This is a genomic window from Mucilaginibacter sp. 3215, assembly GCF_050433785.1.
Lineage (GTDB): Bacteria > Bacteroidota > Bacteroidia > Sphingobacteriales > Sphingobacteriaceae > Mucilaginibacter.
The window spans coordinates 13,044-25,945 of record NZ_JBNPWO010000021.1 but is presented as its reverse complement, the minus strand read 5'-3'; the positions used below and the strand labels follow the sequence as shown (position 1 = coordinate 25,945).

The window sequence follows — 12,902 nt, the reverse complement described above, 5'->3', positions numbered from 1 at the left end:
ATTGTAAAACAGCTTGCCAGTCCTTCTGTTAAAATAATTTTGCAGCCGGATTTTTGGATATTGTTATTTGTTCCGCAGTTCGGTATCTCTGCCAATAATTTCTCTTAAAACAAAACCATTAAATCCTTACTTTAGGATATATGCTTCCTTTATTAATTGCCGAACAAATTCGCGAGGGCGATGCTTATACTATCGCTAATGAACCTGTTGCTTCTATTGATTTGATGGAACGTGCCTCAAAAGCTTTTGTGGGTTGGTTCGTTAACCGTTTCCCCGATAAAAACGAGCCGATAACTTTTTACTGTGGTACAGGGAATAATGGCGGCGACGGGCTTGCCATTGCGCGTATTTTATGTGATCATCATTATAATAGGCTCAACGTTGTAATAGCCCGGTTTTCTGATAAGGCATCGGAGGATTTTAACATCAATTTTGAAAGGCTAAAACAAACTTGCGTATCTATAAAAGAACTTGCCAAAGATGAAGAGATCCCGGCGGATAGCAGCCCGGTAATTATTGACGCCCTGCTTGGCAGCGGCTTGAACAAACCGCTCACCGGCAATTATGAACGGCTGGTTAAGTTCATTAATGATTTGGGCCGAACAGTTGTTGCTGTTGATGTACCCACAGGTTTTTTTTCGGAAGGGGAGGTAGCCAGGGATACCATTGCAATAAAAGCCGACCTTGTAATTACTTTTCAGCAGCCTAAAATCAATTTCCTGTTACCGGAATCGGCACCTTATATCAATTGCTGGGAGGCCGTGAATATTGGCATTAATGAAAAATTTATCCAGTCGTTAAATTCAACATACCAGCTTGTTGAAGAGAAAGATGTGAGACAAATACTAAAACCACGTCATCGTTTCAGCAATAAAGGCACTTTTGGCCATGTGCTGATTATTGCAGGGCAGGCAAAAACCATGGGAGCGGCACTATTAAGCTCATCAGCTGCAGCACACGCAGGTGCCGGCCTGACAACTGCCTGTATCCCCGAAAGTGGTTTAACCGCACTAAACAGTTATCTGCCCGAAATTATGGCCATAGTTAGAGACGAGGATGGGTTGCCTGATATTGAATGGGATAAATTTAGCTCGATAGCTGTGGGGCCTGGTTTAGGTAAGGACGCCGAAGCCTTAACATTATTAAAAGCAATCATCAAAAACTATAAGCAGCCGCTGGTTATTGATGCCGACGCGTTGAACCTGCTTGCAGAAAATAAGACATTATTAACCCAGCTACCGGCGGGGAGTATCTTAACCCCGCACATGAAAGAGTTTGACAGGCTTTTTGGTGAACATACCAGTTGGTGGCAACGGCTGCAAACCGCTATAAAAAAGGCAAGGGAATTAAACCTGTGTATCCTGCTGAAAAATGATTATACCATTATCGCTACACCCAATGGCAAAGCTTATTTTAACTCATCAGGAAATGCTGCTATGGCAAGCGGAGGTATGGGCGATGTACTTACCGGCGTAATAGCTGCGTTGCTTGGGCAAAAGTATCCGCCGGATCAGGCTTGCATCATTGGTGCCTATATTCACGGTAAGGCCGGCGATGAACTCGCATTGCCAAACCGGATGCATGTTGTTTTACCCGGTAAGCTTATTGCGCAATTGCCTGTTACTATGGCAAAGTTAAGGGCATAAAAAAACGGCTGCAAGTATCATACAGCCGTTTTAATTAACTATTAACTGATCTTATAAAGAACTAAATACTCAAATCCGGGAGTTAGGGTTATCAGGTTCACTGTTTCTCGTTTATGTCCTAACTAATCATAAGACGTTTACACGTTCCTATTAGTTACAAAAAAACTAATAATTGGTTTGGGTTTTCGTTAAAAAAATGTTAAATTATTAACCCAGTGTAGTTTAGGTTTACACAAAATACAAGTAATTAACGTATAAAAATCGAAAAGCTTACATTTTTTCGGATTTATTCCCCAAAATGTAAGCTTTTAATCATTATTGAGCCCTGGGAGGCCCTTTTTCACTTTAATATTTGCCCATTACCACCATTTGCGATAGTGTTGGACTTTCACTACCACCTCTTGGTTCAAGCGTTACCGCGAAGGCATCGGCCGAGGCTATGGCTTTCATATTTTTGAATCCGCTTGAATCTGCTGTGGCGTCAAATACACCCAAATCAACAGGTTTACCGCCCACCAGTGCCCAAAGCTGGTATTGATGCGCTTGGTCATTTGCAGGCAATTTAAGGCCTTCCATGTCAATCACCACTTTTTGTTTAGATGGGCTAAAGGCTACGGTCATCACCGACTCAGACGATTTTTCTGTTCCTTTCAGACGGATCAGTTTAAATGAGGTATCCCGTAAGAGGTTCAGCTCGTTATCCTTTGCGCTAACCGTAGTACTAAAATGCTGGTTTTGCAATTGCATGGCATTTAGCCGGGTATTGGTATCATTAAGGCGGTTGTAAAGGTTATACAAAACCGCTGCGCTTGCTAACAATAAAACAAGGCATGCGGCAAATGCGTATTTATAAAAATTGATTTCTTTTTCTTTATCGGGCCGTGTAACCATAACGCTTTCCCGTTCTGTATGGGTTTGTGTAGGAAAGTCATTATCGTCGCCAAAATTAGTAAGTAAGCTTCCCAATATGCGGCTACGTAAATATTCAGAGGGTTCAATCGCGTTTTCTCCGGCATACAATTCCATTGAGCGTTCAATTGCGGCAAGCTCTGCCTTAATAGCAGGGTACTTTGAAGCCAGTTCTTCAACCTGTAGCTTTTCGGCAGGGGTAACATCCCCTAATACGTAAAGCTCCAGTATCCCTGTTTCAATATATGCTTTTAAATCTTCCACTTCAATTAAAATGTTTTCTGAGTTCCTGGATAGCCATTCTTAACCGGGTTTTAATGGTACCCAACGGAATGCCCAATTCTTCGGCAGCTTCCACATGGGTATAGCCTTTAAAATAAACCAGCTCAATGATCAGTCTTTGCTCAGGTTTTAGTGTTTGCACTAAATTTTTAACCCCCATTAACTCAGGTTTGTAAACCGTGTTTCGTTGCTCGTCAATGAAAGTTACGTTATTTTCAATATCCTGGTTTTTATTCTGATTCTTAAAATCTTTCGATCTGGTCTTATCAATTGCAAGGTTGCGTGCGATATTAACCATCCAGGTAAATAAACGGCCTTTTTCAGTACTGTAGCTTGAAAAGGAATGCCAGATCTTTACAAAAGTTTCCTGTAAAACATCTTCGGCTATAGTGGTGTCATTTATAATTCGTGATATAACCCCGAATAACGAGGCCGAATACATATCATATAAAGCTTCGACGGCAATTTTTTCCCGGTGCCGCAATGACAACACCAGTTCTTCCTCCGACATCGATATTTTTCGTTTCTTACTCAACCCGATGAAGATATAAAGGAATTATCACATTTCAAACAAGTGTTTTTCTGCATGGTAAGATGAGCGCACCAGCGGCCCGCTTTCAACATACCTGAACCCTTTTTGAAGGCCAAATTCCCTATAACGCGCAAACTGATCGGGATGGATCCAGTCAATCACCGGATGGTGGTTACGTGTAGGCTGTAAATACTGCCCCAGCGTAAGTATATGAACACCTGCAGCCAGCAAATCATCCATTGCTTCTAAAACATCCTCCTCGGTTTCGCCCAAGCCAAGCATAATGCCTGATTTTGTGCGTAAACCCGCTTCCGAAATATGTTTCAGGGCTTCAAGACTGCGGTCATATTTTGCCTGGATCCGCACCTCTTTGGTAAGGCGCCTTACAGTTTCCAAGTTGTGTGATACAACTTCGGGCCTGGTTTCCAAAACGCGGGCAAGGTTATCCCAGTTGCCTTTAAAATCGGGCAGCAGGGTTTCTAAAGTAGTATCGGGGCTTTCACGGCGAATGGCATTGATGGTTTCGGCCCAGATAATGGAACCGCCGTCTTTCAAATCATCACGATCGACAGAGGTAATAACGCAATGTTTTACCTGCATTAGTTTTACAGAAGTTGCTACGCGGTTTGGCTCATCAACATCAACAGCTAAAGGCCTGCCGGTTGCAACGGCACAAAACGAGCACGAACGGGTGCAAATATTACCAAGGATCATGAAAGTGGCTGTGCCGGCACCCCAGCACTCGCCCATATTAGGGCAGTTACCGCTTTCGCATATGGTATGCAGTTTATGGGTATCAACAAGGCTGCGTACGTGAGCATATTCTTTTCCTGTAGGAAGCTTAACCCTAAGCCAATCAGGCTTACGTATAGGCTGGCTAACAGCAGGAACTACCGGCAATTCAATCATGGTACAAATGTAGTTAAATATTTAGTTGATGGGGAATGGTTCATAGGTCATAGTAGCAGCAAATGACTGCAAAATGATCATCAGCATTTGCAGTACCGTAATTAATACTAAAAATACTTTATGAACCCATGAACCATGAACTATGATCCATGAACAAAATCTAAATCAGCACTTCTAAAGTTTCATCAACGGAGATGCCGCTGTGAGACTGGTCAAGAATGCATTCGCCATTTTTAATGAGTAACAGTTGGGGCGATTCGTGGTGTACCTGGAACAATTGTGCTACCTGGTTTGACAGGTCTCGATATTTGATCAGGTCTAAAAAGTAAAGGGGCATATTTTCGGGAAGGCTATCCCAGTCAAGCTCAAAACGCCTTTTGGCCATCATGCTGATGGAGCAGCGTGTGCTATGTTTAAATATAAGGCTATATCCTTCTTGTTGTTTGATCGCCATTAGCTGATCGGCCGTCTCCAACGAAATCCAGTTCATATTATTAATAGTTAAAATGCTATAACGTAATTATAACACAAAAACTGTGTAGTGTGTTTAAACAGGTTTAAAAATGACAATTAACTGTTAACGGCCTGTTTTAGGATATGAACCATAAGCCGGGCATAATTTATTTGAGCAGGATGATGCTGTTGCAACTGCCGCGGCTATAAGTGCTATGTAAACTAATTTTTTCATGTTGAGCTAAAATTAATTGCTTTAACGGGTTTTAACTGTTTAAAGTTTCAGCAAGAGCTGCCATTTTAATGGCCGTGATAGCTGCCTCATCGCCTTTATTACCATGTTTGCCGCCGGCCCTGTCAATAGCCTGTTGCTGATTATCGGTAGTTAAAACACCAAATATAACAGGTTTTGAGTATTTTATGGCAACATTACTTACTCCGTTTGCTACCGCGTTGCAAATAAAATCAAAATGCCTCGTTTCGCCCTGGATTACACAGCCCAAGCAAATTACGGCATCAAGGTTGCCCTTTTTTAATAACAGCTCTGCTCCTGATGTAAGCTCAAAGCTGCCCGGTACCTGGTATGAAAAAATGTTTTCGGCCAGTGCGCCATTGCTTATCAGGCTTTGGTATGCACCCTGGTAAAGTGCATTAGTAATTTCGGCATTCCATTCGGCCACAACTATGCCAAAACGGTACGGTGCTGCAGATGGTATTTCGGTATTTGAAAAATCGGAAAGGTTTTTAAGATGGGTAGCCATTTGATTTCGGGATTTGGGAATTTCGATTTCGGATATTTTTTATTTCGAAGGTTCGATTTCGGATTTGTTAAGCCTTGTGATCGACGATCAAAATCTGCTTATAAAAAAAATCGATTCCGAATTTAAAGGTATTTAAAACCAGATAAATCCGAAATCGAAATTCTCAAATCCGATATTAAAATTATTGTTTTGCTTCGGCGCGGGCTATATACTCGTCGATATTTTGAGCCTCAGCGCTTTCAGGATATTCGGTTTTTATTCTTTTATAAGCTTCAGCAGCTTCTTTATTGTTTTTTTGAGCCTCATAAGTTAAGCCTAACTTCTTAAGGTAAAGCGGCGATAAAAATTTATTCTTTGCTTTATCAGCAGCTTTGCTGAAATAAGTTTCTGCTTTTTCGTAATCTTTCAGTTCAACATAAGCGTCGCCTGTGCTGCCAAAAGCTTCGGCTGCTACCATGTTGTCGTCACCGCGGTAATTGGTTAGGTTATCAATGGCTTTGCGGTAGTCACCTTTATTTAAATAAGCAGTACCCAGGTAAAAATAAGCAAGGTTAGCAGCTTTGGTATTGCTGTAATCGCTGATGATCTTTTCAAAACCAGGGAAACCGGCATCGCCTTTAATAGCTTTGTCCCAGTTTTTTTGCTGCCAAAAATCCTGCGCTTTGTACATTTGGTTAGCGGCAGTAACTTCACGTGGACCTAAGTATAATTTAATGTAAATGAAATAAATAGCAATAAGGGCAATAATAGCCCCTACAATAAATAGTAAGCTTTTCTGGTTCTCGCGTACAAATTTGCCACTCTGACCAAAATTGTTTTCTGGTGCTGCAATTTTGGTGTTCGCCTGGGTTTTTGACATTGTTGTTCTAAAATTAAGTTTGCAAAAATACGGTTTTCAAATTTACTGGCAATACCTTTTGTATTAAATCTTTAAAGTGAATGGTTCATGGTTAATAGTTCATGGTTTATAGCTTTAGCTGGTAGCTTCTTTACATGTTAAAAAGGATGTTAATGCCTAACAGATCTAAAGATTACTATGAACTATTAACCATGAACCATGAACAACTCAAAAAACATTAACTTTGCCATCCCATGCACCTGCAACAGCTGTCAGTTATCAACTTTAAAAATTACGATGAGGCCGAACTGGTTTTCAGTGAGGGGGTTAACGCTTTTACAGGTAATAATGGCGCCGGCAAAACCAATTTGCTTGATGCTATTCATTACCTGTCCTTATGCAAAAGCTATTTTAACCCGATAGACAGCCAGCAGATTAAGCAGGGGGGCGATTTTTTTATCATCACCGGCATCTTTAATAAAAACAATCAGCCCGAAGCTGTTGCCTGCTCTGTAAAGCGCAATCAAAAGAAGCAGTTTAAGCGCAATAAAAAGGACTACCAGCGCCTGGCTGATCATATCGGCCTGTTACCGCTGGTGATGATATCACCAAATGATACCAGTATCATAACCGAAGGGAGCGAAGAACGCCGCAAATTTATTGATAATGTGATATCACAAACAGATAACCATTATTTAGATGAGTTGATCACCTATAATAAAATCCTTACCAATCGTAACGCGCTTTTAAAACAGGTAGCGGATACAGGGCGATATGATGCCGGCTTATTTGAAGTGATTGATGAGCAATTGAACGCTTCGGGCAATCGCATTTTTGAAAGGCGCCGGGCCTTCATGGAGGGTTTTGTTACTATATTTAATAAGCATTACAGTTTTTTGAGCGATAATGCCGAGCATGTCGACCTGGTGTATGAATCGCAACTGCTTGCTGATGACTTCGATAGTTTATTAAAAAAGAGTTTTGAGCGTGACCGGGCGTTGGAGCGTACCACGGCGGGCATTCACAAAGATGATCTGCAATTCAATATCCATGGTATGGCTATGAAAAAGTTTGGGTCGCAGGGGCAGCAAAAGTCATTTTTAATTGCCCTTAAGCTTGCTCAATATACTTTTTTATATCAGCAAAAGGGATTTAAACCCTTGCTTTTGCTTGATGATATTTTTGATAAGCTTGATGACGGCCGGGTTACCAAATTAATGCAGATGGTATCCAATAACGATTTTGGCCAGGTTTTTATAACCGACACCGGGGTTGAGCGGGTTGAAAGCGTTTTTAATAAAATAGGGGTGCCTGTTAAACTATTTAAAGTAAAGGGAGGGGCGATTGATGCGTAAAACCAATGACAAAACACTTAAGGAAGCTATTGAGCAAATGCTTAATGTGTATAAGATTAAGCGGCGTTTTGACGAAACCGGTGTTATTACTGCCTGGCCCGACCTGGTAGGCAAATCGGTAGCCAATCGCACTAAAGAGTTATTTGTACGCGATAAGAAATTATTCCTGCGGATAGAATCGTCAGTAATAAAAAATGAATTGATGCTGATGCGCAGCCAGATAATTGAAAAGATAAATAACGAAGCTAAAAGTGTGCTTGTTGAGGAAATTATCTTCCTCTAAGCATGCGTAAGCTGTTATGTTTTAATTTGATATCATCCGTAAGCTTTGAATAAGCAAGAATGAACAGGCCGGGAATGGTAAGCGCAAGCTGGGCTTCGGGGTGTGTTCTGTAAAGCATTAGCGATCCAATAACCAACATTACCAATATAAGTACGTAAAATATGTATTTGAATAATGGTTTCATGTTCTGTGATATTGTTGGTTGATTAAATTATGTAATATTGTTTAGGTGGATAATGTAAAGTTACAAAAAATGTAACCATAATTACAAAAAAAACGTAAAAAATTCGGGTGTAACTTTTGGTTTATATAATTACACCCGAATAGGTTACTTAAAACCTTTCAAAAGCCGAGAAAAAGAAGTTTCCTTCAATGTCGGCATTCTCGTCAGAGTCTGAGCCATGAACGGCATTTTCACCAATTGATCTTGCATACAGGTTACGGATGGTACCTTCAGCGGCATCGGCCGGGTTAGTAGCGCCAATCAGTTTACGGAATTCGGCAATAGCGTTGTCTTTTTCAAGAATAGCTGCTACAATAGGGCCGGATGACATAAATTCAACCAATCCGTTATAAAAAGGGCGTTCTTTGTGCACTTCATAAAACTGGCCCGCTTTTTCGGCAGATAATTTAGTGTATTTAAGCGCCACGATTTTAAAGCCGTTTTTGGTAATAATGTCTAAAATAGCACCGATATGCCCGTCTGCAACGGCATCAGGCTTTATCATGGTAAATGTCCTGTTGTTTTTCATTGAAATAATTGTTTCTTTTTTGGGTTATTAATAGATTAAATGCCTTTGTTACGTTAGTTTAAAAACATAAGCTTACTTTGCTTATGATGACATTTAAAATTTGCGGCAAAAATAGGCTTTTGTAACTGTAAGATAAAGCTTTTTGAATTAAATTAGATGGTTTGTATTTCATTTATTTATTTAGCTTTGCAACTCTTTTTTTAAGAATTGATGTTAGATTTAGCTTCGCTTACTGACCTTTTAACGAAACCTCAAAAAATAGTGATCACTACCCATCATAAACCTGATGGTGATGCTATGGGATCGTCATTAGGCTTATATAATTATTTGATACAGCAGGGTCATCATGCCAGGGTTATTACCCCTACAGATTATCCTGACTTTTTAAGCTGGCTGCCGGGTAACGAGAATGTTATTATTTATACCGAGCACCGCGAAGAAGCTGCCGCCCTGATAGCCGATGCGAAACTTATATTTTGCCTCGACTTTAATGCGCTGAGCCGTATCAATGATATGGGGGAGCTGGTTGGCGAGAGTAATGCCTATAAGATCATGATCGATCATCACCTGGAGCCTGCCGATTTTGACGATTACAGGCACTGGGATATCAATGCCTGTGCTACCGCGCAGTTAGTGTATGATTTTATAGTAAACCAGCTTCACCACAAAGAACTTGTAAATAAGGATGTGGCAACCTGCCTTTACACAGGCATCATGACTGATTCGGCTTCATTCAGGCTTCCTAACACTACATCCGGAGTTCACCGCATAGTTGCCGATTTGATAGATGCCGGTGCGGTTAACTGGCGCATCCATGAGCTGGTGTATAATAGCGCATCTGAAAACAGGCTGCGTTTTTTAGGTCATTGCCTGGCTAATTGCCTGGAGGTATTGCCTGAGTTTAATACAGCTATAATTGCAGTTAACAAACATGACCTGGAACGCTTTGATGTTGAAACAGGCGACACAGAAGGTGTGGTAAATTATGCATTATCGATGGCAAGCATCCGTTTGGCTGCTTTCATAGTTGAACGAAGCGACAGGGTAAAACTTTCATTACGCTCGAAAGGTGAGTTCCCGGCCAACGAGATTTGCAAAAAATACTTTAATGGCGGCGGTCACCGCAATGCAGCCGGCGGCCATTCTGAGGACAGCCTTGAACAGGTTATACAACAATTTAAACAAATTTTACCCGAATATAAAAAACTATTAATACAGTAAAAAAGTAATGATGAAAAGAAAACTGATGTTTCTGTCACTTGCGGCTATTGGATTTGCAAGTTGCAACGGTGGGTTTAAGCAGGGCGAAGGCGGCTTGCTTTATAATATCCACACCTCAAAAGGCAATCCTAAAGTTAAGGAAGGTGACTTTTTGACACTGAACATGATCCTCAAAACCGATAAGGATTCAATTATCAATAACTCTTATGATAACGGCCAGCCTATACCAACGCTGATGCCTAAACCTCAAACGAAAGGTGATATTGTTTCTGGCTTGGCATTATTGGGCGAAGGTGATAGCGCCACATTTAAAATTGCTGCCGATTCGGTATTTAAAGGCGGTCAGCAACGCCCGCCGGGCTTTAAAGGTAAGTACCTGGTTTATACTATTAAAATTGAAAAGGTAGTTGCTAAAGGCGCACTTACCGAGCAAGTTTTCCGCGATCGCGTTACCCAATACATGAAAGGTCAAACCGACGCCCTTAAAGGTAAAGAGCCTGCTAAGATCCAGGGCTACCTGGATGCACATAAAGACCTGAAATTTGTTAAAACTGCATCAGGCTTAAATTATGCTGTTACTACACCTGGCAGCGGTGCTAACGTAGCAGTAGGTGATACAGCAGTAATTAATTATACTTTAAGGCTTGTTACTGGCAAAGTTTTGGAAACAAGTGTTAAAGCAGTGGCTGTAAAAGAAAAGATGCAGATCAACCCGATGAACCCTTATCAGCCAATCCGTATTCCGGTAGGTGAAGGTAAAGTGATCAAAGGCTGGGATGAAGGCTTCCAATTGTTTAACAAAGGTACTAAGGCAGTATTGGTTGTTCCGTCATCATTAGGTTATGGCGATCAGGGAAGTCAGCAAATGCAGCCTTATACGCCGCTTGTGTTTGAAGTTGAGCTGGTAAATATTGTCCACCCAAATCCAAATGCACCAAAACCGGTTATGCCGCAAATGCAAATGCCAACTCCGACGACTAAATAGTTATCATGTTTTACAAAGCCTTTCCTGCTTAAAACAGGAAAGGCTTTTTTATTTATAACGTATGAAAAAACATATTTTTTCTTTTTTATTGCCGGCGCTTTCCGCGCTTGCTTTAAATGCAGGTGCGCAAACGACTGGTTTGCAGAAAACCGCTAAAGGCGCGCTTTACCAGATGTATACTGCTAACCCGGGTAACAAAGCTAAGATCAACGATGTGCTTACTTTTAATTTTATCCAGAAAACCGATAAAGATTCAGTACTGTTCAGTAGTTATAAGGCAGGGCATCCCGTACAAGCCCAGGTGCAGGCCTCGCAAAATGTAGGCGACCTGATGGAAATATTCCCGCTGCTTGCAGCAAAAGACAGTGCCCTGGTTAAAATTCCTACCGATTCGGTATTTGTTGGTCATGAAGAAGCCCGTCCGCCATTTTTACCTAAAGGCAGCTTTCTTACTTTTATTTTAAAGATAGAGAAGGTGCAATCATTAAATGATGCCATTGCCGAAAGGAATGCAGGCCTTGAAAAACTAAAACAAGCTGAAACAGCCGACAGAGAAAACTATATTACGGCACATGGTCTTAAACCTGTTACAACAGCTTCAGGCTTAAAATACGTGATAACCAGCCCAACAACAAAAAGAAAGCCGCTTAACGGTGATACCGTGCTGGTAAATTATACCGGAAAGTTGCTTAACGGTAAACTGTTTGATACCAGTATTGAAGCTAACGCCAAAGCGGCAGGTATACAACAACCTGGCCGCCCGTATGAGCCTATAAGCGTTGTTTTGGGCGAACATAGGGTAATATCAGGTTGGGATGAAGGTTTGCTTTTATTAAATGAAGGTTCAAAAGCAACATTCATCATCCCTTCAAACCTTGCCTACGGCGAACGTCCTTACGGATCGGAAATCCCCGGATACAGCACATTGGTGTTCGATATCGAACTGGTAAAAGTAAAACCAGGTAAACATGCCGCGGTTACCCCGAAACCGGCCGCTGGTAAAGTCCCGCTTAAAAAAGCCGGAGCAAAGAAACCGGCCGCTAAAAAGAACTGATAGAAAACCTCCTGCCAAAAGCGGGAGGTTTTTTGTTTATAAGGCGTAATTTTTAGTTAAAGTGGTTTATACTTTACTGCCATAAATTCGTTATTAAGTATTCAAGGTTTATTTTTGCAGCATGGTTTTAACCGACACGCACACCCATCAATACTACGAAACCATTCCTGAAAAACGCGCTGCGTTAATGCAGCGTTGTATCGATAATAACATTACCCGTTTGTTTTTACCCAATGTTGATGCGGCTTCCGTTCCGCTGGTTTATGGTTTGGCGAATGAGTATCCTCAATATTGCTATCCGATGCTGGGCCTACACCCCTGTGATGTAAAGGAGAATTGGGAAGAAGAACTTTCGGCTATTATGAATGCCCATCAGCAAAACAGGATCTATGCCATAGGCGAGATAGGTATTGACCTGTATTGGGATAAAACGCATTTAAAGGAGCAGGTAGATGCGTTTGTGAAACAGATCAACTGGGCCAAAAGCCGTGATCTGGCCATTGTGATCCACTGTCGCGATGCATTTGATGAGGTATATGAGGTGCTGAAGCAGGAAGCGGATGAAAAGTTACGGGGTATTTTTCATTGTTTTGGAGGTACTGTTGAGCAAGCCCAAAAAGTGATCGACCTTAATTTTTACCTTGGCATAGGTGGGGTAGTTACTTACAAAAACTCGGGGCTTGATAAAGTAATACCGGAAATTGACCTTAAATATATCGTTTTAGAAACAGATTCTCCGTACCTTACGCCTGTTCCGTTCAGGGGTAAACCTAACGAAAGCTCATACCTGGTATATATCGCCCAAAAGGTAGCGGAGCTTCACCAAACAAGCCTTGAAAAAGTGGCAGAGGTCACTACCGAAAATTCCAGGCTTGTATTCGGAATTTAAAATTGTTTAATATTTATATACAGCATAAACTTA

The 12,902-nt window shown here is 41.2% G+C and carries 15 protein-coding genes; 7 read left to right on the top strand and 8 right to left on the bottom strand.

Annotation, left to right across the window (positions count from 1 at the left end; translation table 11 throughout):
* Nucleotides 1-140 precede the first annotated feature (140 nt).
* Entirely contained in the window at nt 141-1,646 is a 1,506-nt protein-coding gene (locus ABIC84_RS23940) for an NAD(P)H-hydrate dehydratase (protein ID WP_429265193.1), read from the top strand.
* 345 nt (nt 1,647-1,991) lie between these two features.
* On the opposite strand, the gene ABIC84_RS23935 is transcribed toward ABIC84_RS23940, so the two are convergent.
* From ABIC84_RS23935 to ABIC84_RS23910, 6 genes are all read right to left on the bottom strand, one after another.
* A complete protein-coding gene (locus ABIC84_RS23935) occupies nt 1,992-2,819 on the bottom strand; it encodes an anti-sigma factor (protein WP_429265192.1) in 828 nt (275 codons plus the stop codon).
* A 1-nt stretch (nt 2,820) separates the two neighbouring features.
* Nucleotides 2,821-3,348, bottom strand: a complete 528-nt coding sequence (locus tag ABIC84_RS23930; protein WP_373615301.1) for an RNA polymerase sigma factor — start codon at nt 3,346-3,348, stop codon at nt 2,821-2,823.
* A gap of 48 nt (nt 3,349-3,396) precedes the next feature.
* Entirely contained in the window at nt 3,397-4,278 is an 882-nt protein-coding gene (gene lipA / locus ABIC84_RS23925) for a lipoyl synthase (RefSeq protein ID WP_429265191.1), read from the bottom strand.
* A 160-nt stretch (nt 4,279-4,438) separates the two neighbouring features.
* Complete coding sequence (gene ytxJ, locus ABIC84_RS23920) at nt 4,439-4,768, bottom strand: bacillithiol system redox-active protein YtxJ (protein ID WP_426582280.1); 330 nt, start codon at nt 4,766-4,768, stop codon at nt 4,439-4,441.
* Nucleotides 4,769-4,997: 229 nt separating this feature from the next.
* Nucleotides 4,998-5,492: a 6,7-dimethyl-8-ribityllumazine synthase gene (gene ribH / locus ABIC84_RS23915; RefSeq protein WP_413321160.1), complete on the bottom strand. Its 495-nt coding sequence runs from the start codon at nt 5,490-5,492 to the stop codon at nt 4,998-5,000.
* Between the two features lie 181 nt (nt 5,493-5,673).
* Complete coding sequence (locus ABIC84_RS23910; protein WP_090530982.1) at nt 5,674-6,351, bottom strand: tetratricopeptide repeat protein; 678 nt, start codon at nt 6,349-6,351, stop codon at nt 5,674-5,676.
* A 233-nt stretch (nt 6,352-6,584) separates the two neighbouring features.
* Here ABIC84_RS23910 and recF point away from each other — a divergent pair, with 233 nt between their 5' ends.
* A complete protein-coding gene (gene recF, locus ABIC84_RS23905) occupies nt 6,585-7,685 on the top strand; it encodes a DNA replication/repair protein RecF (protein WP_429265190.1) in 1,101 nt (366 codons plus the stop codon).
* Nucleotides 7,678-7,968: a DUF721 domain-containing protein gene (locus ABIC84_RS23900; protein WP_090530976.1), complete on the top strand. Its 291-nt coding sequence runs from the start codon at nt 7,678-7,680 to the stop codon at nt 7,966-7,968. The genes recF and ABIC84_RS23900 overlap by 8 nt, the downstream gene beginning before the upstream one ends.
* On the opposite strand, the gene ABIC84_RS23895 is transcribed toward ABIC84_RS23900, so the two are convergent.
* Both ABIC84_RS23895 and ABIC84_RS23890 read right to left on the bottom strand, forming a co-directional pair.
* The gene (locus tag ABIC84_RS23895) at nt 7,955-8,152 is read right to left on the bottom strand and encodes a hypothetical protein (protein ID WP_091172734.1); all 198 of its coding nucleotides are present in this window, start codon (nt 8,150-8,152) and stop codon (nt 7,955-7,957) included. The genes ABIC84_RS23900 and ABIC84_RS23895 overlap by 14 nt on opposite strands.
* A gap of 148 nt (nt 8,153-8,300) precedes the next feature.
* The gene (locus tag ABIC84_RS23890) at nt 8,301-8,720 is read right to left on the bottom strand and encodes a nucleoside-diphosphate kinase (protein WP_091172728.1); all 420 of its coding nucleotides are present in this window, start codon (nt 8,718-8,720) and stop codon (nt 8,301-8,303) included.
* A gap of 210 nt (nt 8,721-8,930) precedes the next feature.
* Here ABIC84_RS23890 and ABIC84_RS23885 point away from each other — a divergent pair, with 210 nt between their 5' ends.
* The 4 genes from ABIC84_RS23885 to ABIC84_RS23870 all read left to right on the top strand — a co-directional run bounded on the left by ABIC84_RS23885 (nt 8,931) and on the right by ABIC84_RS23870 (nt 12,869).
* The gene (locus tag ABIC84_RS23885) at nt 8,931-9,941 is read left to right on the top strand and encodes a DHH family phosphoesterase (protein ID WP_429265237.1); all 1,011 of its coding nucleotides are present in this window, start codon (nt 8,931-8,933) and stop codon (nt 9,939-9,941) included.
* A gap of 7 nt (nt 9,942-9,948) precedes the next feature.
* Complete coding sequence (locus tag ABIC84_RS23880; RefSeq protein WP_426582272.1) at nt 9,949-10,926, top strand: FKBP-type peptidyl-prolyl cis-trans isomerase; 978 nt, start codon at nt 9,949-9,951, stop codon at nt 10,924-10,926.
* A 61-nt stretch (nt 10,927-10,987) separates the two neighbouring features.
* Entirely contained in the window at nt 10,988-11,980 is a 993-nt protein-coding gene (locus ABIC84_RS23875; protein WP_429265189.1) for an FKBP-type peptidyl-prolyl cis-trans isomerase, read from the top strand.
* 121 nt (nt 11,981-12,101) lie between these two features.
* Nucleotides 12,102-12,869, top strand: coding sequence for a TatD family hydrolase (locus tag ABIC84_RS23870; protein WP_429265188.1), 768 nt, complete (start codon nt 12,102-12,104; stop codon nt 12,867-12,869).
* Nucleotides 12,870-12,902 lie beyond the last annotated feature (33 nt).